This is a genomic window from Herbidospora galbida (genome assembly GCF_005233835.1).
In the GTDB taxonomy this organism is placed as follows: domain Bacteria; phylum Actinomycetota; class Actinomycetes; order Streptosporangiales; family Streptosporangiaceae; genus Herbidospora; species Herbidospora galbida.
On sequence record NZ_SZQA01000052.1, the window covers coordinates 1 to 25,326 of the forward strand.

General features: G+C 70.2%; 20 protein-coding genes. 13 read left to right on the forward strand and 7 right to left on the reverse strand.

Translation table 11 applies throughout. The features are described 5' to 3' along the window. A partial coding sequence (locus FDA94_RS34765; protein ID WP_137251300.1) for a DEAD/DEAH box helicase occupies positions 1–2,370 on the forward strand: 2,370 nt, incomplete at its 5' end. 58 nt (positions 2,371–2,428) lie between these two features. Further along, entirely contained in the window at positions 2,429–3,238 is an 810-nt protein-coding gene (locus tag FDA94_RS34770; RefSeq protein ID WP_137251301.1) for an SWIM zinc finger family protein, read from the forward strand. Positions 3,239–3,257: 19 nt separating this feature from the next. Here FDA94_RS34770 and FDA94_RS34775 read toward each other — a convergent pair whose 3' ends face one another. Both FDA94_RS34775 and FDA94_RS34780 read right to left on the reverse strand, forming a co-directional pair. Beyond that, on the reverse strand, positions 3,258–4,196 hold the full coding sequence (locus FDA94_RS34775; RefSeq protein ID WP_137251302.1) for a diacylglycerol/lipid kinase family protein: 939 nt from the start codon (positions 4,194–4,196) through the stop codon (positions 3,258–3,260). Between the two features lie 56 nt (positions 4,197–4,252). Continuing rightward, positions 4,253–7,012, reverse strand: coding sequence for an immune inhibitor A domain-containing protein (locus tag FDA94_RS34780; protein ID WP_246060323.1), 2,760 nt, complete (start codon positions 7,010–7,012; stop codon positions 4,253–4,255). A 259-nt stretch (positions 7,013–7,271) separates the two neighbouring features. Between FDA94_RS34780 and FDA94_RS34785 the strand changes: the two genes are divergently transcribed. After that, positions 7,272–8,624 (forward strand): FAD-binding oxidoreductase, encoded by a 1,353-nt coding sequence (locus FDA94_RS34785; RefSeq protein ID WP_246060324.1) that lies wholly within the window; start codon positions 7,272–7,274, stop codon positions 8,622–8,624. Positions 8,625–8,644: 20 nt separating this feature from the next. Beyond that, positions 8,645–10,138 carry a serine/threonine-protein kinase gene (locus FDA94_RS40145; RefSeq protein WP_212735644.1) on the forward strand — a complete coding sequence of 498 codons (1,494 nt, stop codon included), beginning with the start codon at positions 8,645–8,647 and terminating at the stop codon, positions 10,136–10,138. Here the strand turns inward: FDA94_RS40145 and FDA94_RS34795 are convergent. Then, positions 10,135–10,545 carry a hypothetical protein gene (locus FDA94_RS34795; RefSeq protein ID WP_137251305.1) on the reverse strand — a complete coding sequence of 137 codons (411 nt, stop codon included), beginning with the start codon at positions 10,543–10,545 and terminating at the stop codon, positions 10,135–10,137. The two genes, FDA94_RS40145 and FDA94_RS34795, sit on opposite strands and share 4 nt — an antisense overlap. 272 nt (positions 10,546–10,817) lie before the next feature. Here FDA94_RS34795 and FDA94_RS34800 point away from each other — a divergent pair, with 272 nt between their 5' ends. The 7 genes from FDA94_RS34800 (at position 10,818) to FDA94_RS34830 (ending at position 18,244) form a co-directional block, all read left to right on the forward strand. After that, entirely contained in the window at positions 10,818–12,350 is a 1,533-nt protein-coding gene (locus FDA94_RS34800; RefSeq protein WP_170991258.1) for an acyl-CoA carboxylase subunit beta, read from the forward strand. A 5-nt stretch (positions 12,351–12,355) separates the two neighbouring features. Further along, on the forward strand, positions 12,356–14,263 hold the full coding sequence (locus tag FDA94_RS34805; protein WP_137251307.1) for an ATP-binding protein: 1,908 nt from the start codon (positions 12,356–12,358) through the stop codon (positions 14,261–14,263). Then, positions 14,260–15,021: an enoyl-CoA hydratase family protein gene (locus FDA94_RS34810; RefSeq protein ID WP_137251308.1), complete on the forward strand. Its 762-nt coding sequence runs from the start codon at positions 14,260–14,262 to the stop codon at positions 15,019–15,021. Before FDA94_RS34805 ends, FDA94_RS34810 begins: the two co-directional genes overlap by 4 nt. Further along, positions 15,021–16,700 (forward strand): acyclic terpene utilization AtuA family protein, encoded by a 1,680-nt coding sequence (locus tag FDA94_RS34815; protein ID WP_137251309.1) that lies wholly within the window; start codon positions 15,021–15,023, stop codon positions 16,698–16,700. The genes FDA94_RS34810 and FDA94_RS34815 overlap by 1 nt, the downstream gene beginning before the upstream one ends. A gap of 78 nt (positions 16,701–16,778) precedes the next feature. Further along, positions 16,779–16,985: a hypothetical protein gene (locus tag FDA94_RS34820; protein ID WP_137251310.1), complete on the forward strand. Its 207-nt coding sequence runs from the start codon at positions 16,779–16,781 to the stop codon at positions 16,983–16,985. Positions 16,986–17,063: 78 nt separating this feature from the next. Next, entirely contained in the window at positions 17,064–17,918 is an 855-nt protein-coding gene (locus FDA94_RS34825; protein ID WP_137251311.1) for a helix-turn-helix domain-containing protein, read from the forward strand. A 68-nt stretch (positions 17,919–17,986) separates the two neighbouring features. Continuing rightward, positions 17,987–18,244 carry a hypothetical protein gene (locus FDA94_RS34830; RefSeq protein WP_062333585.1) on the forward strand — a complete coding sequence of 86 codons (258 nt, stop codon included), beginning with the start codon at positions 17,987–17,989 and terminating at the stop codon, positions 18,242–18,244. Here the strand turns inward: FDA94_RS34830 and FDA94_RS34835 are convergent. From FDA94_RS34835 to FDA94_RS34845, 3 genes are all read right to left on the reverse strand, one after another. Further along, the gene (locus FDA94_RS34835; protein ID WP_137251312.1) at positions 18,217–19,602 is read right to left on the reverse strand and encodes an aspartate aminotransferase family protein; all 1,386 of its coding nucleotides are present in this window, start codon (positions 19,600–19,602) and stop codon (positions 18,217–18,219) included. The genes FDA94_RS34830 and FDA94_RS34835 overlap by 28 nt on opposite strands. A gap of 2 nt (positions 19,603–19,604) precedes the next feature. Further along, complete coding sequence (locus tag FDA94_RS34840; RefSeq protein ID WP_137251313.1) at positions 19,605–20,729, reverse strand: aromatic ring-hydroxylating oxygenase subunit alpha; 1,125 nt, start codon at positions 20,727–20,729, stop codon at positions 19,605–19,607. Positions 20,730–20,874: 145 nt separating this feature from the next. Further along, the gene (locus FDA94_RS34845; RefSeq protein WP_137251314.1) at positions 20,875–22,473 is read right to left on the reverse strand and encodes a phytoene desaturase family protein; all 1,599 of its coding nucleotides are present in this window, start codon (positions 22,471–22,473) and stop codon (positions 20,875–20,877) included. 329 nt (positions 22,474–22,802) lie between these two features. Between FDA94_RS34845 and FDA94_RS34850 the strand changes: the two genes are divergently transcribed. Beyond that, the gene (locus FDA94_RS34850) at positions 22,803–23,798 is read left to right on the forward strand and encodes a polyamine ABC transporter substrate-binding protein (protein WP_170991254.1); all 996 of its coding nucleotides are present in this window, start codon (positions 22,803–22,805) and stop codon (positions 23,796–23,798) included. A gap of 239 nt (positions 23,799–24,037) precedes the next feature. Beyond that, entirely contained in the window at positions 24,038–24,853 is an 816-nt protein-coding gene (locus tag FDA94_RS39615) for an ABC transporter permease (protein ID WP_170991255.1), read from the forward strand. On the opposite strand, the gene FDA94_RS34860 is transcribed toward FDA94_RS39615, so the two are convergent. Then, positions 24,764–25,321, reverse strand: a complete 558-nt coding sequence (locus FDA94_RS34860; RefSeq protein WP_137251317.1) for a hypothetical protein — start codon at positions 25,319–25,321, stop codon at positions 24,764–24,766. The two genes, FDA94_RS39615 and FDA94_RS34860, sit on opposite strands and share 90 nt — an antisense overlap. Positions 25,322–25,326: the final 5 nt, after the last annotated feature.

A 25,326-nucleotide genomic window follows, 5' to 3' on the forward strand; every position in this document is an offset into this window, starting at 1 on the left:
GACCGCATCCTCATGGGCCACCGACCGGGGAAGCGCAGCCCGATCGCCGACCAGTGGGCGGTGAAGCTGATCGGCGACGACGTCCACCTCGACGGCGACCTGGGCGAGCTCCGCGCGGAGCTCGACCGCTGGCACGACGCCGCGCACGCCTTCGACGGCCCGGTCAGGGTGGCCTTCCGACTGGGCGAGACCGGCGACGACGACTGGGAGGTCGGCTTCTCGCTGCAGTCGGCCGACGACCCGAGCCTCGACCTGCCGGCCGCCGAGGTGTGGCGGGGGGCGCGGCTCCCGGGCGTCGTCGCGGAGCACGAGCTGCTCGCGGGGCTGGGCCGGGCGGTCCGGCTCTATCCGGAGCTCGACCGGGCGCTGCGCGACCCCCGGCCCGAAGGGCTCGCGCTCGACACCCGGGGCGCGTTCGCCTTCCTCAAGAACGCGGCGCCGCTCCTGGGCGCGGCCGGTTTCGGGGTGCGCCTGCCCGCTTGGGCCGGGAAGACGAAGCTGGGGCTCAAGCTCACCACCCGCACCCGGCAGGGGCCGAAGGCGGTCGGCGGCCAGGGGTTCGGGCTCGACCAGATCGTCGACTTCCGGGTCGATCTGGCCGTCGGCGAGCAGGTCATCTCGGAGGAGGAGCTGGCCGAGCTGGCCCGGCTGAAGGTGCCGCTGGTCCGGGTGCGCGGCCAGTGGGTCGAGCTCGACGACCGGCAGCTGAAGGCCGCGCTCAAGATCCTGGAGCAGCGGCGAGACGGCTCGCGCACCGCGCGGGAGGTCATCAACGAGGTCGTGCTCGGCGGTGACGACCACCTGCCGATCACGGCGGTCGACGCCGACGGGCTGCTCGGCGACCTGCTGTCGGGCGAGGCCGACCGGCGGCTGGAGCCGGTCCCGGCGCCCAAGGGGCTGACCGGGACGCTGCGGCCCTACCAGCAGCGGGGCCTGGCCTGGCTGAGCTTCCTGTCGGGCCTGGGGCTGGGCGGGGTGCTGGCCGACGACATGGGCCTCGGGAAGACGATCACGACGCTGTCGCTGCTGCTGTCCGAGCGCGAAGCGAGCCACGGACGGCCGGAGGCCGGCCGTGGCTCGCGCCTTGAATCTGCCTCGGGGAAACCGAGCAGGGTGCCCGCGCCGACGCTGCTGGTCTGCCCGATGTCGCTGCTCAGCAACTGGCAGAAGGAGGCCGCGCGGTTCGCCCCCGGCCTGCGGGTGCACGTCTACCACGGGTCGGGCCGCGAACTCGCCGACGCCGATCTGGTGCTCACCACCTACGGCACCGCGCTGCGCGACATCGGGCACCTGGCCGCCCACCCGTGGGAGCGGGTGGTCTGCGACGAGGCGCAGGCGATCAAGAACAGCGCGGCCCGGCAGGCGCAGGCGGTCAGGTCGATCCCGGCCCGGACCAAGCTGGCGCTCACCGGCACCCCGGTCGAGAACCACCTCGCCGAGCTCTGGTCGATCATGGAGTTCTGCAATCCGGGCCTGCTCGGTTCGGCCCGCGCGTTCCGCGACCGGTTCCAGGAGCCGATCGAGGTCCGCCGCGACGAGAACGCCGTGGCCGCCCTGAAGCGCGCGACCGGCCCGTTCGTGCTGCGGCGGCTGAAGACCGACAAGACGATCATCTCCGACCTGCCCGACAAGCTGGAGATGAAGGTGTGGTGCACGCTCACCCCCGAGCAGGCCACCCTCTACCGCGCGGTCGTCGACGACATGATGGGCCGCATCGAGGGCAGCGAGGGCATCGAACGGCGCGGCAACGTGCTGGCCGCGATGACCCGCCTGAAGCAGGTCTGCAACCACCCCGCCCACCTGCTGAAAGACGGCTCGCGGCTGCCCGGCCGGTCGGGCAAGCTGGCCCGTCTGGAGGAGCTCTGCGAGGAGATCCTGGCCGAGGGCGAGAAGGCGCTGGTCTTCACCCAGTACGCCGAGTTCGGCTCGCTGATCCTCCCTCACCTTTCGGCCCGGCTCGACCGACCGGTGCTGTGGCTGCACGGCGGGCTGGCCAAGAAGCGGCGCGACGAGCTGGTCGACCGCTTCCAGACCGACGACGAGCCGATGATCTTCCTGCTGTCGCTGAAGGCGGCCGGCACCGGCCTCAACCTGACGGCGGCCAACCACGTGATCCACGTCGACCGGTGGTGGAACCCGGCGGTGGAGAACCAGGCGACCGACCGCGCCTTCCGCATCGGCCAGACGAAGAACGTGCAGGTCAGAAAGTTCATCTGCACGGGCACCATCGAGGAGCGCGTCGACGAGATGATCGAACGCAAGCAGGCCCTGGCCGAGCGCGTGGTCGGCACCGGCGAAGACTGGCTCACGTCGTTGTCGACCGAGCAGCTCCGCGACCTGTTCACCCTGGGACCGGAGGCGGTGGCATGACCCGCGCACGTATACGCCTCGGTGAACCAGGCCGGCCCCCAAGATTCGAGGTGGTCCGATGAGTCCCGTCGGGAAAGACGGCTGGTTCGAGGCCGGCACGCCCATCAAGGTCGAGGGCGGCATCAGGGCGCGCGGGCGGCGCGGCACCATCGGCGAGAAGTGGTGGTCGCGGCGGTTCGTCGACATCCTCGAACGCGTCTGCGACCCCGGGCGGCTCGCGCGGGGCCGCGCGTATGCCCGCCAGGGTCAGGTGGTCTCGATGACCGTCAAAGCCGGGACCGTCGAAGCGGTGGTCCAGGGGTCGCGCCCAGAGCCGTACACAGTGGAGATCGAGATCGAAGCCTACGGCCCGGCGGAGTGGGCCGAGCTCGAACAGGTCATCGCGCGGCAGGCCGGGCACCGGGCCCGGCTGCTGGCGGGTGAGATGCCGCAGGAGCTGGACGCGCTGTTCGCGGGCGCCGGATACCCGCTCTTCCCCGAACAGGGCGAACTGGAGATGACCTGCGGGTGCCCCGACTGGGGCAATCCGTGCAAACACGTCTCGGCGGTGCTCTATCTGCTGGCCGAGGCGTTCGACGACGACCCGTTCCTGGTGCTGGCCTGGCGCGGCAAACCCCGGGAGCAGCTCTTGCACGACCTGCGCACCCCCGCCGACGAACCGCTGGAAGACCGGCTCGCCGACTTCTACACGCTGAACGTCTCGGCGGCCCGGCTGAAGGGCCCGCCCACCCCCGACACCCCGCCCGACCTGCTGCTCAGGGCGCTCGAACCGCCGAAGGTGAAGGTCAGGCACATCCCGCTGCTCGACCTGCTGCGACCGGCCTATCGAAGCTTCACCGGGCCGGAGGAACCGCTGGGCGACGCTTGACCGCGGCCGCTTCGAGGGCTCAGGTGTCGACGAAGCCTTGCGGCACCATGACCCGCACCCCGTTGGGGACCGTCTTGATCACCAGCGGGGTCATCAGCCGCACCTCGCCGTCGATGTCGGCGGCCATCGGCGGGTCGGTTTCGAGGAGCATCTCCTTGCCGACCACGAACGGGCCGCCCGCGAGGCTGCGCCACTTGCCGGTGGTGGCCCGCAGGAAGGTCTCGCCCAGCAGGCGCAGCCGCTTGCCCGAGCCGAGCTGGTAGGCGACCAGGTTGCGGTTGTCGATCGAGATGTCGCTGGCGATCTGCCAGCCGCCGTGGAAGCGGCCGTTGGCGATGTTGAGCTGGTGGGTGAGCAGCTCGTGGCGGCGGCCCTCGACGGTGATGAAGGCCCGGAACGGCGTGTGGCCGGGCAGGATCGTCAGCGCGGTGAGCGGGTAGGCGGCCCGGCCGGCCAGCCGCTTCAGCCACGGTTTGACGGTTCCGGCGACCTCGACCGACACCCCGAAGCTGGCCAGGTTGGCGAACGGGCGGTCGCCGCACAGGCCGAGGTCGATGTCGGCGACCTTGCCCTCGGTGAAGACGCGCACCGCGCCCTGGCGGGTCAGCGGCAGGCCGAGGCTGCGGGCGAAGTTGTTGGTGGTGCCCAGCGGCAGCACGCCGAGCGCGACGTCGCGGTGGGCGATGTGCTTGATCGAGCTGGACAGGGTGCCGTCGCCGCCGCCCACGATGAGCAGGTCGGGACCGAGGCCGAGGGCTTCGTCGAGACGGTCGCGCAGCCGGCGCGGGTCGTCGACGGGGAACACGCCGAGCGGGGAGAACCCCGCCTCACGGATGAGCCGCACGACCTCGGAGAAGTGTTTGCGGCCCCGGCGTGATTTGGTGTTCACGACGACGGCGGCCCGGCGATTCTCCCGGATGGCCGCCGTATGGTCGAGCTTGCTCCGCACCCTGCACATGGTAGTGCCCGGCGGTCTCCCGCCGGGCACCGGTCAGCCGAACGTGATCTTAACGACTACTTCTTCGACGGGGTCACCTGGACGATGACACCGAGGTTCAGCGGCAGCGGGCTGACGAGCTTCAGCTTGACGCCGAGCTGCTTGCCCTCGTCACCGGGGTTGCCGGAACCGAGCACGAACCCGTTGACGTTCTCGCCGTACAGGTCGGTGGCCGGGCTGCCGTCGGGGTTGACGATCCGGGCGGTGTAGGCCTGGTTGTCCTTCGACGGCACGACCGCCGAGGCGTCGCGCAGGCGGAAGTAGAGCCCGTCGGGACGGTTCTCCAGGCCCGGGTACCAGGTCTTGGCGTCGGTGAACTCCTTGACCGGGTTCTGCGCCGGGAAGCTGGTGCAGTACTCGACGAACGGCTCGGCCGCCGGCTCCAGGCACTCCTTGAACGGATACGTCTTGCCGAAGCCGAAGGCGGCGTTGGCGGCCTGCGGACGCATCGGGATGTTCTTGAGAGCGCTGGTGTCCTTCGTCGCGGCGACGCCGGAGCGGCGCAGCGGCTCGAAGTGCGAGTCGACCAGCAGGAGCTGGCCCTTCGACCCCACCGACGGCAGGTTGAACTGGTTGGCGGCCGGGTTGTTCATGCCGTACGACGCGTCGCGCAGCCACACCAGGAGGCCGGGGGCGTTGTAGGCGACCTTCTCGACCTTCCAGGCGCCGTCGCGCTGCCAGGTGGTGTCATAGGTGTACTTGAGGCCCTGGTCGAAGCCGTCGTAGTTGCGCCACTCGGCCAGGTAGTACTGCTCGGAGTTGATCGAGCCGCCGTGGATGTTCCAGCCCGCGCCGGTCGTGTCGGTGAACGTGCCGGTCGTGGCGGTCCAGCCGTTGGCGCCGCCCTCGACGTCGTCGCTCCAGACGGTCGCGCCACCGGCGGTGACGGCGAAGTCGTCGGAGAACCAGCCGCGCTCGATGGCGGCCTCGTCGGTGTTGTACGTCAGGCGGATCTGGACGGTGGCGCCCGCGAACGGCGTCAGGTCGACGTAGTCGTGCCGCCAGCCGTGGGTGTCGCCGGTCAGGCCGTACTTCTTGTTGCCGAAGTCGTGCATGCGGCCGTTCGGGTCGGCGTAGCCGTCGTCGGTGGTGACGAGCGTGCCGTCCTCGGAGTAGACCTTCTGCTGCGCCCAGGTGGCGCCGCCGTCGGTCGAGACCTCGACGAAGCCGAAGTCCCACTCCTCCTCGATGGTGTAGTCGTTCCACATCCAGAAGCGGGGGTCGCCGGTCGCCGGGACCTGGACGGTCCGGGTCAGCTTGCTGTCGGCCCACATCTGGTCGTTGTTCGACCACCACATGTTCGCGCCCGAGTGGGGCGTGGCCATGACGACGTGCTTGGACGGCAGGTTGATGCGCAGGCCGTCCTCGGTCAGCTTGGGCGTGCGCGAGGTCTGGCCGATGGTGACGAGCTTGGTCTTGTCACCGGGGTTGACGACCTCGGGGTCGACCCAGCCGAGCACCCACTTGTCCCACAGGCCCATGTGGGTCGGCATGGACTGGAAGATCGGGCCCGAGTGCGAGCCGGTCGACATCAGGTCCCAGAACTCCACCGAGCTGTCGCCGGCGCCGGAGGCGTCGTACAGGTCGGGCAGGCCCAGGTCGTGGCCGTACTCGTGGGCGAAGACGCCGACGCCGGAGTCCTCCGGCTGCACGATGTAGTTGGCGATCTTCTTGTTGGTGCCCGGGATGGTGTAGCCGCCGGGGATGGTCGAGGAGTGCGCCCAGATGGCGTACGTGCCCTCGGCGCCGCCGCCGCCCGACTTGTCCTCACCGGCGTGCACCAGCACGAGGTGGTCGATGACGCCGTCGGGCTCCAGGACGTTGCCGTCGCCGTCGGCGTCGGCGGTGTCCTCGATGTCGTAGTCGGCCCACGGGAAGTTCGGCTGCTGCTGGGCGAGCACGTTCACCGCGTCGATGCCGAGCGTGGCCGGGCCCGCCGGGTTGTCGGGGTGGCCGGCCATCTGCTGCGGGTAGGTGCCGCACTGACCGGCGCCGTACCAGGCCTCGGAGTGGGGGACCTTCAGCCAGCCGATCGCCGCACCGGAGACGGTGTAGGCGCCCTTGGACATCTCCTCGTACATCTTCTTCATGGTGAAGCCGGAGATGTCGATGCCCTTCTTCCCGTCACGGGGGTCCTTGAGGTCCTTGCGGACCCGCTCGGTGATCCCGGCGTCGGAGTAGAGCATCTTGTTGAAGTGGTCGGTGCTGAAGTTCGGCACCCAGAAGGAGTTGTTGTCCTTGCCGCCGCCCGCGGCCGTGGCCGGGTCGGGGATGTTGTTGTGCAGCGGGCCGTTCATCTTCGTGCCCGCGGGCTCGGTCACGCAGGTGTTGATGTCGGCGGTCGACACCGGCCGGACGAACCCGGAGAAGTCGTCGTTGGCGTTCTCGTTGAACTCCACGAGAAGCGTCAGCAGCTTGGCCGTACGCTTCGTGCCCGCCTTCTTGTAGATGAAGTCGAACGGGTTCTGGCCGGTGCGGATGGCGCGGCGCTCGTTGTTCGCCAGGCCGCGGGCCGCGACGGGGTTGCCGCCCGCGTACTTGTGGTCGATCTCGTCGGCGATCGCCTGGGTCGCCTGCCGGCTGGCCTTGGCGGCCTCGCTCAGCTTCTCGTCCGAGCGGTCGGAGACGTCCGACTGCGCGCGCGGGGGCGTGTAGTTGATGTAGTGGTCGCTCAGCGACGGGATCCAGCGGGCCTCCGTGGAGTCCGCCGATGCCGGGACCGTGGCCGCGGTGAGACCCGCGGCCAGCAGCCCGAGCGCGGGCACGATGGCGGCCAACCGCCGCGCCCTGCGAGGGGATGCTGCAAAGGCTGACAAGTGATTCCTCCCTCACCCGGTAGTCAGCCGGGCTTGTTGAGGCGCGCGGGGGGTGTTTGCGCGCCACCGCTGCGGCTGTGGCAATACCGCCACACCAGCCGCAACCGGGACGTTAGATCACTCGGTAAAGGAAAAGTAAAGTGAATGGGGGATGTTGCGAAACCGATATCGACTGATCGCCTTACCGCACATGTCAGGCCGATTGGTACTGTTTCGGGATGTGGACGACCTCATCTCAGCGCTGCCTCCCGGACGGGTGCTGACCGACCCCGACGTGACCGCCTCCTACGCCCGTGACCGCACGTTCCTGCAGGCCGGGGCGGTTCGCGCGGTCGTCCTGGCGGAGTCGCGCGACGACGTCGTGACGACGATGAAATGGGCCACCGCCAACGGGGTCCCGGTGGTGCCGCGCGGAGCCGGCACGGGGCTGGCCGGAGGGGCGGTGGCGGGCGACGGGTCAATCGTCCTGTCACTGGCCCGCATGACTCGGATTGTCGAGCTCTCCCCCGCCGACGAGATCGCGGTCGTCCAGCCCGGCGTGATCACCGCCGACCTCGACCGCGCCGCCCGCGCCCACGGGCTGATGTACGCCCCCGACCCGTCCTCCTACGAGATCTCCACGATCGGCGGCAACCTGGCCACCAACGCCGGCGGCCTGCGCTGCGTGAAGTACGGCGTCACCCGCGACTCGGCGCTGGGCCTGGAGGTCGTGCTGGCCGACGGCCAGGTGGTCAACACCGGCCGCCGGACGATGAAGGGCGTCACCGGCTACGACCTGACCGGCCTGTTCGTCGGCTCCGAGGGCACGCTCGGGATCATCACCGAGGCCACCGTCCGGCTGCGCCGGGCCCCGGCGAAGCCGCCGATCACGGTGGCGGCCGAGTTCACCTCGCTGCGCGACGCCGCCTCGGCGGTGGCCGCGATCATCGCGGCGGGCTGCCAGCCCTCGATGCTGGAGCTCATCGACCGCAACACCCTCGTCGCGATCGACGACTGGCGGCACATCGGCCTGGAGCCCACGACGCAGGGCATGCTGCTGGCCCAGTCCGACGCCGCCGACGGCGAGGCGGCGGCCGACCGCATGGCCGCCCTGTGCGAGGACCACGGCGCGACGTTCGCGGCCCGGTCGACCACCCCCGAGGAGGCCGACGAGCTGATCGCGGTCAGGCGGATGGCCTACCAGGCCAAGGAGCGCCTCGGCGAGTGCCTGACCGAGGACGTCTGCGTGCCCCGGTCGAAGCTGCCCGAGATGATCGCCGAGATCGAGGCCGTCGGACAGCGGCACGGCCTGATGATCTGCACCGTCGCCCACGCCGGTGACGGCAACCTGCACCCGGTGTTCATCTTCGAGCGCGGCCTGCCCGAGCCGCCCCCGCACGTGTGGGCGGCGGCCGACGAGATCTTCCGGGCCGCGCTGCGCCTCGGCGGCACCCTCACCGGGGAGCACGGCGTGGGCCTGCTGAAGAAGCGGTGGCTGGAGCTGGAGAGCGGGCCCGTCGTGGCATCCCTCCAAACCGGCATAAAGCGGGTCTTCGACCCCCACAACATCCTCAACCCGGGCAAGGCCATCTGACCCACTGGTAGCGTGCTCCCATGGTGGAAGGCGACCCCTCACGGCTGGGGCCGTTCGAGATCGTCGGCCGGCTGGGCGAGGGTGGCCAGGGCGTCGTCTACAGGGGCGTGACCCCCGACGGCGCGACCGTGGCCGTGAAACTGCTGCACACCCGGCTCAGCACCGATCCGGCGGCCCGCGCGCGCTTCCTGCGCGAGGTCAGCCTGGCCCAGCGGGTGGCCCGGTTCAGCACCGCGCCCGTCCTGTACGCGGACCTCGCCGGAAACCGGCCCTACATCGTCAGCGAGTACGTCCCGGGCCCGTCCCTGAAAGACCTCGTCGAGCGGGAGGGCCCGCGCCGGGGCGCGGCGCTCGAACGGCTGGGCATCGCGACCGCGACCGCCCTGGCGGCGATCCACCAGGCCGGGATCACCCACCGCGACCTGAAGCCCGCCAACGTGCTGATGGGCCCCGAGGGCCCGGTCGTGATCGACTTCGGCGTCGCCAAGGCCCTCGACGCGCCGCAGGCCACGATGAGCGGCACCACCATGGGCACCCCCGCCTACCTGGCCCCCGAATTACTGAGCGAGGCCACCGCCAGCCCCGCCTCCGACGTGTTCGCGTGGGGCGTCACGATGGTCTTCGCGGCCACCGGCCGCCCGGCGTTCGGCGCCGACTCGATCCCGGTCGTGCTGAACCGGATCCTGCACTCCGAACCCGACCTCGGCGAGGTCGAGGAGCCGATGCGCACCCTGGTCGCGCGCTGCCTGGCCAAGAACCCGGCCGACCGCCCGACCCCCGACCAGCTGATCGCCTACCTGCGCGGCGACCACGGCGTGATCAAGGCGACCCCCGCGAAGCGCGGCGGCCGGACGGTCCTGGCCGGCGCGGCGGCGGTGCTCCTCCTGGGCGGCGCCGCCTACGCCCTGACCCGGCCCGACCCGGGCACCGCGATCGCCGCGCCGACGGCCGCCCCGGTCATCGCCCAGCTCACCCCGACCAAGCGGGCCCCCCGCCCGTCGCTGTCCCCGGTCGCCGCCCAGCCCGAAGCGCCGGCGCCGACGACCGACGCCCCGGCCGAACGTCCCGACGTGGTCGACAAGCCGCGCCCGAGCCTGACCCCGACGCCCTCGCCGTCGCCCAGCCCCTCGCCGTCCCCGTCGCCCTCTCCCTCGCCGAGCCCGAGCCCGACGAAGGTCAGGGAACCCAACCCCAACACGCCCGAGGGCCTGTGCGGGGCCGGGTTCGCCGTCGTCGACCGGCACCGCTGGCAGAACGGCCGGGCCACCACCTATCTCCTGTACGAACAGGCGACCGGCCTCAACTGCGTGGTCACCCTGTCGAAGAACGTCATCCCGGGCACCATCAAGATGGGCGCCCTGCTGCGCGTGCAGAAGGGCGCCCACGGCAACGACTGGGGCCGCTACACCGCCTACGCCGGCCCGATCCGCCTACTGGCGAAGAACAAGTGCGTCGTCTGGGGCGGCGGATTCGCCAAGGCCACCTGGCAGAGCGGCTGGACCCACTGCGGCTAGAGCCGCTTCTCGTTCCAGGTGTAGTAGAGGTAGGTGCTGCCGGGCCCGGTCAGCGTGCCGTAGACCTGCCAGAAGCTGTTCGGGGCCAGCGAGTAGCGGAAGACCTTGTCGCCGGGCCGGTCGTCCACGAACGTGCTCCAGCTTCCGTTGTTGTAGATGCGCACCTCGATCGTGAACGTCTCGTTGTCGGGGATGTCGAGGCAGATCTCGTAGTCGTACGCCATGTTGGCGCCGATGTTGTAACTGCGCCCGTCGATGGCCCCCCGCTCCATGTTGGTGGGCACGTAGCTGTTGTGCACCCGCGTGTAGGTGCCGGTGGAGCAGTCGACCGCGGAGGCGGACGCGGGAGTGATGCCGGTGAGCATGGCGCCGAGGACGCCTATGAGTACGAAGATGGTGCGCTTCATGCCTCTCCTCATCCGTGCAGTTAGTTGAAGACTCAATGATTCTGATGAGGTCGCCACGGTCGGACAAGGCCGGACAGGGGTTCCCACGAACCGGAGTCAAGCGGGGCCACGCTGAGCTGCGCCGATGAGAAGGTCAGCCTTACTTCATCTGAAATTAGGGTGAAAGCCGCATGTCAGGGGGTTCGGGGGTCGTCCCCCCGCGCAGAAGATTAAACTCACCGAACGTGATCGAACCTCCCGACTCGGCGGAAACGCAGCAGCGACGTACGGCGATGCTCGGCAAGATCGCCGAATTGGCGGCGGAGCACGCCAAAGCGGTCGAAGGCGGCGGGCAGAAGTACGTCGACCGCCACCACGCCCGGGGCAAGCTCCTGGCCCGTGAACGCGTGGAACTGCTGCTCGACCCCGGCGCGCCCTTCCTCGAACTGTCCCCGCTGGCCGCCTGGGGGTCCGACTTCCCCGTCGGCGCCAGCGTGGTCACCGGCATCGGGGTGGTCGAGGGCGTCGAGTGCGTGATCGTCGCCAACGACCCGACCGTACGGGGCGGCGCGTCGAACCCGTGGACGCTGCGCAAGACGCTGCGGGCCACCCAGATCGCCCTGGAGAACCGGCTCCCGCTCGTCAACCTGGTCGAGTCGGGCGGCGCCGACCTGCCGACGCAGAAGGAGATCTTCATCCCGGGCGGGCGGATGTTCCGCGACCTGACCCGGCTGTCGGCGGCCGGCATCCCGACGATCGCGCTGGTCTTCGGCAACTCCACGGCCGGCGGCGCCTACGTGCCGGGGCTGTCCGACCACGTCGTCATGGTGCGGGAACGCGCCAAGGTGTTCCTCGGCGGGCCGCCGCTGGTCAAGGTCGCGACCGGTGAGGACGCCGACGACGAGTCGCTCGGCGGCGCCGAGATGCACGCCCGCGACTCGGGCCTGGCCGACTACCTCGCCGAGTCGGAGCACGACGCCCTGCGCATCGGGCGCGACATCGTCCGGCGGCTCAACTGGCGCAAGCTCGGCCGGGCCGCCAAACCGAGCCGCCCGCCGCTCCTCGACGAAGACGGGCTGCTCGGCATCGTCCCGGAGGACCTGCGGATCCCGTTCGACCCGCGCGAGGTGATCCGCCGGATCGTCGACGCCAGCGAGTTCGACGAGTTCAAGCCGCTCTACGGCCCGAGCCTGGTGACCGGCTGGGCTGCCGTCCACGGCTACGACGTCGGGATCCTGGCCAACGCGCAGGGCGTGCTGTTCGGCCAGGAGGCGCAGAAGGCGGCCCAGTTCATCCAGCTGGCCAACCAGTCGCGCACGCCGCTGCTGTTCCTGCAGAACACCACCGGCTACATGGTCGGCAAGGACTACGAACGGTCCGGCATCATCAAGCACGGCTCGATGATGATCAACGCGGTGGCCAACTCCACGGTCCCCCATCTGACGGTCGTCATGGGGGCCAGCTACGGCGCGGGCAACTACGGGATGTGCGGGCGGGCGTACGACCCCCGGTTCCTGTTCACCTGGCCGAGCGCGAAGTCGGCGGTGATGGGCCCGGCGCAGCTGGCCGGGGTGCTGTCGATCGTCGGCCGGGCCGCCGCCGAGGCGCGGGGGCAGGCGTTCGACGAGGAGGGCGACGCCGCCATGCGCGCGATGGTCGAGGCGCAGGTCGAGGCCGAGTCGCTGCCGTTCTTCCTGTCCGGCCGCCTCTACGACGACGGTGTGATCGACCCGCGCGACACCCGGACCGTCCTTGGATTGTGCCTGTCCGCCATCGGCTCGGCCCCCGAGTCGCCCGCCGCCGGTTTCGGCGTCTTCCGGATGTGAGTCAGATGATCAGACGGGTTCTGGTGGCCAACCGGGGCGAGATCGCGCGCCGGGTGATCCGCGCGTGCGACGCGCTGGGGATCGAGACGGTCGCGGTGTTCAGCCACGCCGACGCGGGGTCGCGGCACGTCGCCGAGGCCGGGTCGGCGGTGGGCCTCGGTGACGTGAAGGCGTACACGGACGCCGGGAAGCTGGTCGCGGCGGCCAGGGCCGCCGGCGCCGACGCGGTGCACCCGGGCTACGGGTTCCTCTCCGAGGACGCCGGGTTCGCGCGGGCGGTGGTCGAGGCGGGGCTCACCTGGATCGGCCCGTCCCCCGAGGCCATCGCGGCGATGGGCGACAAGATCGAGGCCAAGGCGCTGATGGCGGCGGCCGGGGTGCCGCTGCTCCCGACGATCGCGTTCGAGGAGCCGCCCGCCGACCTCGCCTATCCGCTGCTGCTGAAGGCGTCGGCCGGGGGCGGCGGGCGCGGGATGCGGGTCGTGCGGTCGGCCGACGAACTCCCCGAGGCGCTCGAATCGGCCGGCCGGGAGGCCGCGGCGGCGTTCGGCGACGGGACCGTGTTCGCCGAGCCGCTGCTGGAGCAGGCCCGGCACGTCGAGGTGCAGATCCTCGCCGACACCCACGGCACCGTCTGGGCGCTCGGCGAGCGCGAGTGCTCGATCCAGCGCCGCCACCAGAAGGTCCTGGAGGAGGCGCCCTCCCCCGGCGTCACCCCCGACCTGCGGCGCGCGCTGGCCGAGGCGGCGGTGAACGCGGCCCGCGCCATCGGCTACACCGGCGCCGGGACCGTCGAGTTCCTGCTGGCCGGCGACCGGTTCCACTTCCTCGAGATGAACACCCGCCTCCAGGTCGAGCACCCGGTCACCGAGGCCGTCTACGGCGTCGACCTGGTCCGCCTGCAGATCGAGATCGCCGAGGGCGCCGCCCTTCCGGGCCTGCCGCCGAGCCCGGTGGGCCACGCCATCGAGGTGCGCCTGTACGCCGAAGACCCCGCCGACGACTGGAAGCCGCAGAGCGGCCGGATGCACCGCTTCGAGGTGCCCGGCGTCGAGGCCGAGTTCGGACAGGGCGGCCTGCGGCTCGACTCGGGCGTGGTGTCCGGCGACGAGATCGGCACCTTCTACGACCCGATGCTGGCCAAGGTCATCGCCTACGCCCCCACCCGTGACGCGGCGGCAAGGCGGCTGGCCACGGCGCTGGCCGGGGCGAGGCTGCACGGCCCGGCGACCAACCGCGACCTGCTCGTCGGCGTCCTGCGCCACCCCGAGTTCCTCCGGGGCCAGACCGACACGGGCTTCCTGACCCGCCACGAGCCGGGCCCGCTGACCGGCCCCGAGTCGGTGCGCTTCTCGGCGCTGGCGGCGGCCCTCGCGCAGGCCGCCCGGCCGAGGACGACGCTCGGCGACCTCCCTGCGGGCTGGCGCAACGTCGTCTCGCAGCCGCACAGGGTCGCCTTCGCCGAGGCCGGGGAGGTCACCTTCCTGCACACCCGCGACGGCCTGCGCTCCTCGCCCGAGGCGACCCTGGTGTCGGCCGCGCCGGACGAGGTGGTCCTGGAGATCGCCGGCGTGCGCCGGGTCTTCTCGGTGGCCTCCTACGACGATGCCGTCCACGTCGACTCCTCGCTCGGCTCGGTCCGGCTGACCCCGCTGCCGCGCCTGCCCGAACCCGTGGTGCAGACTCCTCCTGGGTCGCTGCCCGCCCCGATGCCGGGAACCGTGCTGCGGGTCGAGGTCGCGGTGGGTGACGCGGTGAAACCTGGGCAGACGGTCGTGGTGCTGGAGGCCATGAAGATGGAACATCGCATCACGGCCCCCGCCGAGGGGGTGGTGGCCGAACTGACCGCCGTCGCCGGGCGGCAGGTCGACGCGGGTACGCCACTGGCCGTGATCAAGGAAGTGGAACAGTGACCGAGGTAGTACATCTGACGGTCGAGCGGGGGGTGGCCACGGTCACCCTCGACTCGCCGCGCAATCGCAACGCCCTGTCGCGGCAGCTCGTCGAGGAGCTGTCGGCCCACCTGGAGGCGGCCGGGTCCGACGACGACGTCCGGGCGGTGCTGCTCACCCACACCGGGCCGGTGTTCTGCGCCGGGGCCGACCTGTCGGAGGCGGCGGCCGAGGGCATGGAGGCCGGCACCCGCCGCATGATCGACCTGTTCACACTGGTGGTCGAGCTGCCCAAGCCGGTGGTCTGCCGGGTCGCGGGCAAGGCGCGGGCGGGCGGGCTCGGCCTGCTCGGCGCGTGCGACGTCGTGGTGGCCGACGACGGCGGCGACTACGCGTTCACCGAGGCCCGCCTCGGGCTCGCGCCCGCGATGATCTCGCTGACCCTGCTGCCGCGCCTCGACGGCCGGGCCGCCGGGCGCTACTTCATCACCGGCGAGACGTTCGGCGCGATGGAGGCCGAGCGCATCGGCCTGCTGACGCGGGCGGTCCCGCTGCCGCAGCTCGACGACGCGGTCGAGACCGTGCTCGACGGGCTGCGGGCGGCCTCGCCGCAGGGCCTCGCGGAGTCGAAGCGGCTGGTCACCGAGCCGGTCCGGCGGCTGCTGGCCGAGCGCGGCGACGAGATGGCGACCCTGTCGGCCAAGCTGTTCTCCTCACCCGAAGCACGCGAGGGCATGAGCGCGTTCCTGCAGAAGCGCCCGCCCGCCTGGGCCGTCTGATGCTGCGCATCGCCAACTGCTCGGGCTTCTACGGCGACCGCCTCTCGGCCGCGCGGGAGCAGGTCGAGGGCGGCCCGATCGACGTCCTCACCGGCGACTGGCTCGCCGAGCTGACCATGCTGATCCTGGCCGGGAACCGGGCGAAGGGCCGCCCCGGCTACGCCACGACGTTCGTGAAGCAGCTCTCCGACGTCCTGGCGACCTGCCTCGACCGCGGCATCAAGATCGTGTCGAACGCGGGCGGGCTCGACCCGGAGGCCTGCGCGCAGGCGATCAGGGACCTCGGCCTGCCGGCCAAGGTCGCGACCGTCACCGGCGACGACCTGATGCCGCGCCTGTCCGAGCTCGGGCCGCTGGTCAACCTCGACACCGGCGAGACCCTTACGGCCAAGCCGATCACCGCCAACGCCTACCTGGGCGGCTTCCCCATCGCCGCCGCGCTCTCGGCGGGCGCCGACGTCGTGGTGACCGGCCGCGTCACCGACGCGGCCCTGGTCACGGGTCCGGGCATCTGGCGGTACGGCTGGCGCCCGACCGACCTCGACGCGCTCGCCGGCTCGGTCGTGGCCGGTCACGTCATCGAGTGCGGCTGCCAGGCCACGGGCGGCAACTACGCCTTCTTCGACGAGATCCCCGACCTGGCCCACTGCGGCTTCCCCATCGCCGAACTCCACGACGACGGCTCCTCGGTCATCACCAAACACCCCGGCACGGGCGGCGCGGTCACCGTGGGCACCGTCACCGCCCAGCTCCTGTACGAGATCGCCGGCCCCCGCTACCAGGGCCCCGACGTGACGGCCCGGTTCGACACGATCCGCCTCATGCAGGAGGGCCCCGACCGGGTGTCGGTGAGCGGCGTGCGCGGCGAGGCGCCCCCGCCGACGCTCAAGGCCGCGGTGAACGTGCTCGGCGGCTACCGGAACACGATGACCCTGGTGCTGACCGGCCTCGACGTGGAGCGGAAGGCCCAGGTCGCCGAGGAGGCCGTCTGGGCGCGGGTGCCCAGGGAGACCTTCGAGCAGACGTACACGGAGCGGATCGGCGACCTGCTCCGGATCACGGTCATGGATCCCGATCAGCGCAAGGCCGGACGCCTGTTCTCCTCGGCCGTGGTCGAGACGGGCCTGGCCAGCTATCCCGGCTTCCACGGCCTGACCCCGCCGGGCGACGCCTCTCTCTACGGGATCTACTGGCCGGTGGCGGTGCCCCGGGTCACCGCGTCGGTCACCCTCGACGGCGCCGAGGTCCCGTTCGAGGAGGCCGTGCCCGAGGCGGGGGCGGCCGCGCCGGCCGACCTCGAGACGCCCGGAGCGGCCGGGCCGTGGTTCTCCACCCCGATGCCGATCCCGCTCACCGTCGAGGAAGAGCTCCGACCTCTGGGCCTCATCGCCGGCGCCCGGTCGGGCGACAAGGGCGGCGACGCCAACCTGGGCGTGTGGGTGCGCAACGCCGACCACTACCCCTGGCTGGCGAGCTACCTCACGGCCGGCCGGCTGCCCGAGTTGCTGCCCGAAGTGGGCCGATTGCGCGTCGACCGCCATCTGTTCCCGAACCTGCTCGCGGTCAACTTCGTCGTCCACGGCCTGCTCGGCCGGGGCGTCGCCGCCAGCCCGCTGACGGACGCGCAGGCCAAGGCCCTCGGTGAACGCCTGCGGGCGGCTTTGGTGCCGCTGCCCTGAGTCCATACCGCAATCGCAGCGAAACGTGAGCCCTCCTACAATTGCTCGCAATTGCGACTGTACGGAAGGACACCCCTCATGCGCCTCCGCTTCCTCGGCACCACCTCCGAGGCCACGTCGTGCCCCACCTTGTACGAGACCGACCGCGGCACCATCGTCGTGCAGGGCACGGAGGTGGTGGATCCGGAGGCCAGAGCCGACCTCCGGCACCTCGCCGACTACGAGACCGCCGTCGAGGTCCCCCGTGAGCTCCTGGTCGAGATCGCGCGCAAGGTCTTGACCTGATCACGATTAGGGAGCTCCCTATGGCCTGGGCGGCGAACTGAGGTCTACCTTGGTCCGCACCATGGCGGGAGGGATCGAGTGAGCGGTTTCCAGCAGGCGCGCATCGACTTGGGCATCCAGCTCAGGCAGCTCCGGGAGGTCGCTCACCTGTCGGGCAAGGACCTCGCCGAGCGCCTCAACTGGCAGCCGTCGAAGGTCTCGCGCATCGAGAACGCCCGCCAGACGCCGACCGAGGACGACGTGGTCGTCTGGGCCCAGGCCGTCGCCGCCGAACCCGGCATGGTCGACAGCCTGATCCAGCAGGCGGTCGGGCTGAGCGAGCGCCACGACTCGTGGAAGGCCCGGCACAAGGGCGGGCTGGCGGCGCTCCAAGAGGACGTACGGGATCTCGAGGCCCGCATCCGGACGCTGCGGATCTTCGAGGCCGGGCTGGTGCCCGGCCTGCTGCAGACCGCGGAGTACTCCCGGCACATCTTCCAGAAGGTGCGCCGGGTGTACGAGGCGGTCGACGACGTCGACGCGGCGATCCGGGTGCGCATGCAGCGGCAGGAGATCCTCTACGATCCGCAGCGCCAGTTCCGGTTCGTGGTGCCCGAGGCGGTGCTGCACATACGGCTCGCACCGGTCGACGTGATGCGCGGACAGATGGACCGGCTGCTGGCCATCACGACGCTGCCCAACGTCGAGTTCGGCGTGATCCCGTTCGAGACGATGCTGCCGGCCACCCCGCTGCACAGCTTCGCCATCTACAACGAGGCCCTCGTCGGCGTGGCCACGTTCACCAAGGACCTGCTGCTCAGAGACCCCGACGACATCGCCTTCTACGGCCGCGCGTACGACGACTTCGCGGGCGCCGCGGTCTATCGCGACGACGCCCGCGCGGTGATCGTCAGAGTGATCGACGAATTGGGGAAACAATCCGCTGATTCATAAGAGCAATTGCTTGCCTCATGTGACGGGAGCGTGCAATCCTTTCCTCTCAGCCGGGAGGTGATTGTGCGATGCTTGACACTTTGTGGTGTCTTGAGCGATTCGCCGATGCGACACGGGAGCACATCGACCTTTCGGTGCGCCTGCTCAGCGCCAGCCCGCCGGCGGTACACGTCCGGAACCGTTTCTCCGACACCCTCGCCGAAACGGTGACCTGCACCGACTGCGGCGCCTTCGTGACCTCGTGGGGCTACCGCCTCGGCACGGTCGAGTCGGTCGAAGACGCCGCCGCCCGCCTCGCCTACCTGATGGCGGCGCTTCCGGCGTAGTCACGCCCCATCGCGTCGAGGTTGGTCAGGAATCTGCGCACGTCGTCGTCGCCGTGCTGGACCGACAGGGTCCACTGTTCGGTCTTGCCCCAGGGCGGCAGGAAGACCCCGCCGTTGTGCTGGTAAAGCCAGTGCGTGTGTCCCCATTCGTCGGGGTAGTCCAGAAAGTCGCGATAGTCGCGGAGTTTCTGGTGGAATATTACTGAGCCCTTCGCGCCATATGACTGGACATATCCCGGCATACCCCATCTGCGAAGAATGGCGGTCGCCTCTTCCGTCATGACCGAGCGCAACCGATCAAAGTGACGATAAGCGTCCGCATTCAGCACGTCCCGCAGCACGACGGCCGCGACCGCCATGGTGAGCGGATTGCCGTTGAAGGTGCCGACCTGCTCGTACACCCCCTCGGAGATCAGCCTCATCAGGTCGGGCGTGCCGCCGATCGCCCCGCACGGCAGCCCGCCGCCGAGGGCCTTGGCCAGGCAGATGAGGTCGGGCGTCACGCCCAGTAGTTCGGAGGCCCCGCCCGGTGCGACCGACAGCCCGGTCTTGACCTCGTCGAAGGCGAGGTAGGCGCCGTGCCGGTGCAGCAGGTCCTTGAGCTGGGCGAGGTAGCCGTCGGGCGGCGGGATGAGCCCGATGTTCATCATGATGGGTTCGAGGATCATCCCGGCGATCTCGCCGGAGTTCTCGATCAGCGCCCGCTCGACGGCCTCCAGGTCGCCGAAGGGGACGACGACGGTCAGCCGGGCCAGGTCGGGCGGCACCGAGACGCTGTAGCGCACCGAGCGGGGCCGCAGCGGCGGGCCGGCCTCCTCGATGGACGGATAGACGCTGACCTGCACGGAGTCGTGGTGGCCGTGGTAGCTGCCCTCGACCTTGATGATCTTCATGCGCCCGGTGGCGGCCCGCATGAGGTGGACGGCGTCCATCGTGGCCTCGGTGCCGGAGTTGCCGAACCGCCACATGGGCAGCCCGAACCGCCCGGCCAGCAGCCGGGCCACGACGACGGCGTCCCGGGTCGGCTGGGCGAAGTGCGTGCCCTTCCTGACCCGTTCGTCGATGGTCTCGACGACGGCCGGGTGGGCGTGCCCGACGAGGTTGACCCCGAATCCGCCGTGCAGGTCGACGTAGGAGGTGCCGTCGAGGTCGACGACCCGGGAGCCCTGGCCGTGCGAGATCCACACGGCGCCGGGGGGTGCGTCCTGCCAATTGGAGGCCACTCCTCCGGGCAAGACATCGGAGCATTCGGTGCGCACTCGCCGCGATTCGACGGTCCGGGCGAGGAACGCGCCTTCTTGAAGGGCGATCAGGTCGTCCAGTACGCGAGCCGTTGTCCGCTCGCTGACGACGGTCATCGTTAGATCCTTTCGGGCAGGGCCGGCGCGCGGCCCGTGAGATAAGCGGTCGCCACGGTGGCGATCCACTGGAAGGTGACGTCCTCGTCGGCGGAGAACGGGCCCGGCCGGTAGCCGCGCGAGCTCACTCCCCGCTGCACCCCTTCGCAGGCCTGCCAGTCCTGCCGGTTGGTGAGATCCCAGAAGTCGACGGCGTAGCCGACGTCGGTGGTCCCCTTGGGGAACAGCCACTGGCAGGTGACCTTCGTCCGGGTGGCGGTGAGCGGTTCGAGGACGTGCGTCATGACGTAGTCGGGATGCAGGCTGAGCAGCAGGTTCGGGAACAGGTGCAGGTATTCGACGATCCGCAGCCGCTCGCCGGTGATGCCCGGGAGCGGCCCGGCCGCCGACGCGCCGTCGAACGACATCGTCTCGGCGCCGTCGACGAGGTCCATGCGGCCGCCCGCCCACAGGCCGGTCGGGACGTAGTTGTCGCCGCTGTCCGGGGGCGACACCGCGCAGAGCTCCGGGTGGATCGCCGGGCAGTGGTAGCACTCGTGGTAGTTCTCGACGGCGAGTTTCCAGTTGGCGTCGAGCTCGTATTCGTGCGACGCGGCCACGTCGAGCTCGTTCAGCGTGTACGGCGCCACGATCTCCTCAAGGCCGTCGAGGTAGTCGTGGATGGGCGGGGCCTGGCCGTCGGCGTTGACGAACACGAACCCGTGCCACTCGGTGATCGGGACCTCGACCAGGCCGAGCTTGGGCGCGGGCTCTCCGGGGATGCGGTGCAGGTCGCCCTTCAGGGTGTAGACCCAGTTGTGGTACGGGCAGGCGATGAACCGGCCCGTCGCGCTCGAACCGCACGGGAGCAGTTCGTGGGCCCGGTGGCGGCAGACGTTGTAGAAGCCCCGGGGGGTGGCGTCGTCGTCGCGGACCAGCAGCACCGAGTCGTCGCCGACGGCGACGGCCTTCCGGCCCCGGTTCGGGATGTCCGACGAGCGTCCCGCGCAGACCCACCCACCGGCGAAGACGACCTTGCGCTCCCAGTCGAGGACGTCGTCGGCGATGTAGGCGGCCTGCGGGAGCATCTGCCCCGGGGCCTTGAGACACTCACGGACCTCGTCGAGGTCGAGCGGGGCGGAGTTCATCGCTTGCACCACCCCGTGGGGGCCTTGCCGGAGCCGCACCAGTCCGACGGCTTGACGGCACCGGCCTGGCTGGGCGGCCAGACGAGGCCACCTTTTTTGTCAGGTTGGGCCAAGGCGCTCAACAACGCCTTCCCTAGAGCCTGGATCATCGGTTCCACCACCTCTTGCGGTCGTTCAGGATTCGGCGGGTGGCCAGGTAGCCGGCGATGCCCGTCACCCCTCCTCCGCCGTGGGTGGCGGAGGAACACTGGTAAAGGCCCTTCACCGGGGTGGTGAAGTCGGCGTAGCCGGGGGCGGGCCTCAGGTGGAAGAGCTGGTCGGGGGAGAGCTCGCCGTGGAAGATGTTGCCGCCGAGCAGGCCGTACTCGTGTTCCATCTCGTGGGGGCCGATGACCTGGCGGTGGATGACCGAGGCCTTGAAGCCGGGGGCCAACTGGTCGTAGCCGTCGATGACGCGGTCGGCGTAGGCGTCGAGTTCCTCGGTGCGGGGCTCCTCGTTCCAGGTGTGCGGGACCCACTGGGTGAACATCGACATGATGTGGGTGCCCTCGGGGCAGAGCGTGCGGTCGACCGTCGAGGGGATGACCGAGTCGGAGAACGGCCTGCGCGCGGCGACGCCCGACCTCGCGTCCTGGAAGGCCTGTTCGACGTACTCGATGGAGTGGCAGAGCTCGACCGAGCCGGTCAGGTCGGCTTCGGGGCTGGACGGGAAGGTCGGGAGCTCCGAGAGGGCCAGGTTGATCTTCACGACGCCCGAGCGGGAGCGCCAGCGTTCGATGTCGCGCGCGAAGTCGTCGGGCAGGTGGTCGCGGCCGACGTGCGTGAGGAAGGTGGTTTTGGGGTGGGTGGCGGCGACGACGGTGGAGGCGGTGAACTCGCGGCCGTCTTCGAGGGCGACCCCCACCACCCTGCCCCCTTTTATGAGGATTTTTCGGACAGGGGCCTCGGTGATGACCGTCGCGCCGAACGCCTCGGCCGACCGGCGGATCGCGTCGCTGACCGCGCCCATGCCCCCGATCGGGTAGCCCCACGACCCCATCCGGCCGTCGCCGACGTCGCCGATCGTGTGGTGCATCATCACGTAGGCGGTGCCCGGCTCGGCCGGCCCGGCCCAGGTTCCGATGACGCCGTTGATCGACATCACGCCCTTGACCTCGGGCGACTCGAACCACTCGTTCAGCAGGTCTTCGACGGACATGGTGAACAGGCGGACCGCGTCGGCGGTGCCCCGCGTCCGCAGGCCGCGCAGCCCCCAGGCCAGTCGCAGCTGGTCGATCAGATCCTTCGGCCGCAGCGAGCCGACGTTGGGCGGGGTGCGCATGAGCAGTGGGGACAGGACGTCGCCGATCCCCTGGAGCCAGGCCTCGTAGCGGGGCATCGCCTCGGCGTCCTTCGCGGAGAACGCGGCGAGCTGGGCGTGGTCACGGGCCGGGTCGCCCGTCTCGGTCAGCAGGGAACGGCCGTCGGGGAAGGGGACGAAGCTGGGACCCATCGGGATCACGTCGTAGCCGTGGTCTTTGAGCCGCAGGTCACGCAGGATCGTGGGGGGCATCAGGCTCATGACGTACGAGAGAGCGGTGACCTTGAACTCGGGGCCCCACGGGGTTTCGGTCGTGGCGGCGCCGCCGGTGACCGGGCGGGCTTCGGCGACGAGGGTGGAGAGTCCGGCTCGGGCGAGATAGGCCGCGGCGACGAGCCCGTTGTGCCCGCCCCCGACGATGATCGCGTCGTATGCGTGTTTCACCGGCTGTACCCCTTCTGCATGGCGTTACGACCCGGAAAACTTATGCCCGCACGCCTTGCGGCCCCTGGGGGCCACACCAGCAGACTAACTGGTTAACCAGTCAGTCTGGCAAGAGGAGATTCGGTACCAGAAAAGGGAACAGCATGGATCGACGCAGGTTTCTGCTGGTCAGCGCCTTAGCTGCGACGGCGGCATGTGGAGGCGAGCGGCCCGGCCGCTCGACGGGGTCCTCCGCAGTGCCGCTCACCAGAACGGATTCACCCGGCGCTCTGCCACTGCACGACGACATCCCTCCGATCGCGGACGGGCTCTCCCCGGAGTCCGGCGGGGTGCTCAAGATCTTGAACTATCCCGAGTACGTCTCCCCCGACGTGCTGAAGGCCTTCGGGAAGAAGCACGGGGTGGAGGTCGAGGTGACGACCTTCAACACGATGGAAGACGCGATCTCCAAGCTCCGCACGCCCGGCGCGTCGTTCGACGTGTGGTTCCCGACGCCCGACGTGATCGGGAAGGCGGCCGTCGGGAAGCTGCTCCTCCCCCTGAACAAGACGTACCTAGGGAACCTGGCCAACGCGTGGCCGCAGCTCCAGTCGCCCTTCTACGACGAGGGGTCGCGGTATTCCGTGCCCTACTGCGCCTACACCTCCGGGGTCGGCTACCGGGCCGACGAGGTGACGGCCGGGTTCGGGTACGGGCTGCTCTGGGACCCCGCCTACAAGGGCAAGGCGTACCTGATCGACGACCATCGCGAGGGGCTGGCCCTGGCGATGCTCAAGAACGGGTCGCGGGAGATCAACACCGAGGACCCGGTGAAGATCAAGCAGGCCGGGACGTGGCTCTCCGAGCTGGTGCCGCTGATGAACATCAAGACCGGGATCGCGGCCTACCAGCTGGTGGCCGAGGGCCAGGCGACGGTGCATCACTGCTGGTCGGGCGACATGATCAACGCGCAGTCCTATCTGCCCAAGGGGGTGGACGCGGACGTGCTCGGCTACTGGTACCCGTCCGACGACCTCGGCGTGGTCGGCACCGACTCCCTCGCCGTACCGGCCTCGGCGACCAAGCCGGTTCTCGCCCACATGCTGCTGAACCATCTGCTGGATCCGGTGGTGGCGCAGGAGAACTTCTCCTTCACGGGCTACCAGCCGGCCCTGTCGGCGATCACGCCCGAGAAGATGGTCACCGACGAGTTCGTGACCGAGGGCCTGAAGTCGGCGATCGTGACACCGGACGTCTACGCGCGCAGCCAGCAGATCTTCCAGATCTCGCCCGCGGCGGAGGCGGTCTGGCTGGACACGTGGTCGCAGTTCAAGGCAGGCCAGTGAGCGGGGACGGTGAGGCTTCCTCGGACTCCCCTGGAGCAGCGGAATCGCCGCAGACCGACCCGCCCGAACCCGGCACGAGACCACCCGGCCGTCTCCAGGTCGGAGAAAAGCGGCGCCGAAATGTCGGGGCTCCAGCCGATGGGCCGACGTCTGGGCGGCGGCGTCACCGGGGCCCGGGTGGTGGGCTGTGGGCTCTGCTCGCCGCGCCCGGCACGCTCTGGCTGTCGCTGCTGTTCGCGGTGCCGTTCTACGCCGTCGCCGCCGTGGCCTTCGGCTACACCGATCCGGTGTTCAACGCGCCCGTACCGGAATGGGACCCCCGCTACTGGGACTTCACCGCGTTCACCGAGATCCTCACGCGGTCGATCACCGGCGACCTGCGACCGGTCTTCCTGCGCACGCTGCTGTACGTCGCCCTCGCCCTGGGGCTGTGCGTGGTCATCGGGTATCCGGTGGCCTACTACGTCGCCCGGCACGCCGGACGCCACCGGGCCCTGCTGCTCGGCCTGATCCTCGCGCCCTGGTGGGTGAACTACCTGACCCGGATGCTGGCCTGGCTGAACCTGCTCCAGGACGACGGCTACGTCAACGATTTGCTCCTGCTCACCCGGATCGTCGACGAACCGGTGCGCTGGCTGTCGGGCAACCCGGTGACGGTGGTGCTGGCGCTGGTCTACGGGTACATCCCGTTCTTCATCGTGCCCCTGTTCTCCACCCTCGACCGCATCGACCCGCTGCTCCTGGAGGCCGCACGCGACCTCGGCTGTTCGAGCCGGGGCGCGTTCTGGCACGTGACGCTCCCGCTGTCCCGCCCGGGGCTGCTCACCGCGTCGGCCATCACCGCGCTGCCGATGTTCGGCGACTACTACACCAACACCCTCGTGTCGGGCTCCCCCACCACCACGATGATCGCCAACCAGATCGAGTTCTACCTGCTCGGCGGGACGCGGAAGGAACTCGGGGCGTCACTCGTGCTGCTGCTGTCGGCGCTGCTCATGGTGCTGATGGTCTACTACCTGATCTCCAGCCGCCGGGCCGAGGAGGAGGTGTCGTGACGCGGCGTCCTCGGCGACAGCGTCCATCCATCTGGCGGACAGATCGCCGGAAACGATACGCACCGAGCCTCCGGTGAAAACGAATTCATGACTGCAGCCCAATGAGTGCGGGAGAATCTCATCGAGCATCAGGCTTCCGAGTGCCGCCGCCTCCGTGCCTCGTCTCCGAAGCCGGACGTCGAATTCGCCGACCTCGGTGTAGCTCACTTCCAGCCCACCTTCGTGCTTCCATTCATTGGGGCCGAAGGTGAGGTGCAGGCCGTCATCCGAGAGATGCACGGTGACCAGGGTCAGGTCTTTCACGCAGCGCGAACCGTAGAAGTCGTAGTGGGCGGGATCCGAGGCGAATTCCCGGGCACCGGGAGGAAGCTCCTCTTTGAACCGGGGCAGGGCCTGAAGGTACTCCTCGGCACTCACCAGGAATCCATAGGGATCCGCCTGTCGTTCGACCCTGACGAACTTCACCATCCGCA

Excerpts from the sequence above, each read along its gene's own strand:
- FDA94_RS34770 (WP_137251301.1), top strand. The coding sequence starts at position 2,429 with ATGAGTCCCGTCGGGAAAGACGGCTGGTTCGAGGCCGGCACGCCCATC.
- FDA94_RS34775 (WP_137251302.1), bottom strand. The coding sequence starts at position 4,196 with ATGTGCAGGGTGCGGAGCAAGCTCGACCATACGGCGGCCATCCGGGAG.
- FDA94_RS40145 (WP_212735644.1), top strand. The coding sequence starts at position 8,645 with ATGGTGGAAGGCGACCCCTCACGGCTGGGGCCGTTCGAGATCGTCGGC.
- FDA94_RS34795 (WP_137251305.1), bottom strand. The coding sequence starts at position 10,545 with ATGAAGCGCACCATCTTCGTACTCATAGGCGTCCTCGGCGCCATGCTC.
- FDA94_RS34800 (WP_170991258.1), top strand. The coding sequence starts at position 10,818 with ATGCTCGGCAAGATCGCCGAATTGGCGGCGGAGCACGCCAAAGCGGTC.
- FDA94_RS34805 (WP_137251307.1), top strand. The coding sequence starts at position 12,356 with ATGATCAGACGGGTTCTGGTGGCCAACCGGGGCGAGATCGCGCGCCGG.
- FDA94_RS34815 (WP_137251309.1), top strand. The coding sequence starts at position 15,021 with ATGCTGCGCATCGCCAACTGCTCGGGCTTCTACGGCGACCGCCTCTCG.
- FDA94_RS34820 (WP_137251310.1), top strand. The coding sequence starts at position 16,779 with ATGCGCCTCCGCTTCCTCGGCACCACCTCCGAGGCCACGTCGTGCCCC.
- FDA94_RS34830 (WP_062333585.1), top strand. The coding sequence starts at position 17,987 with ATGCTTGACACTTTGTGGTGTCTTGAGCGATTCGCCGATGCGACACGG.
- FDA94_RS34835 (WP_137251312.1), bottom strand. The coding sequence starts at position 19,602 with ATGACCGTCGTCAGCGAGCGGACAACGGCTCGCGTACTGGACGACCTG.
- FDA94_RS34840 (WP_137251313.1), bottom strand. The coding sequence starts at position 20,729 with ATGAACTCCGCCCCGCTCGACCTCGACGAGGTCCGTGAGTGTCTCAAG.
- FDA94_RS34860 (WP_137251317.1), bottom strand. The coding sequence starts at position 25,321 with ATGGTGAAGTTCGTCAGGGTCGAACGACAGGCGGATCCCTATGGATTC.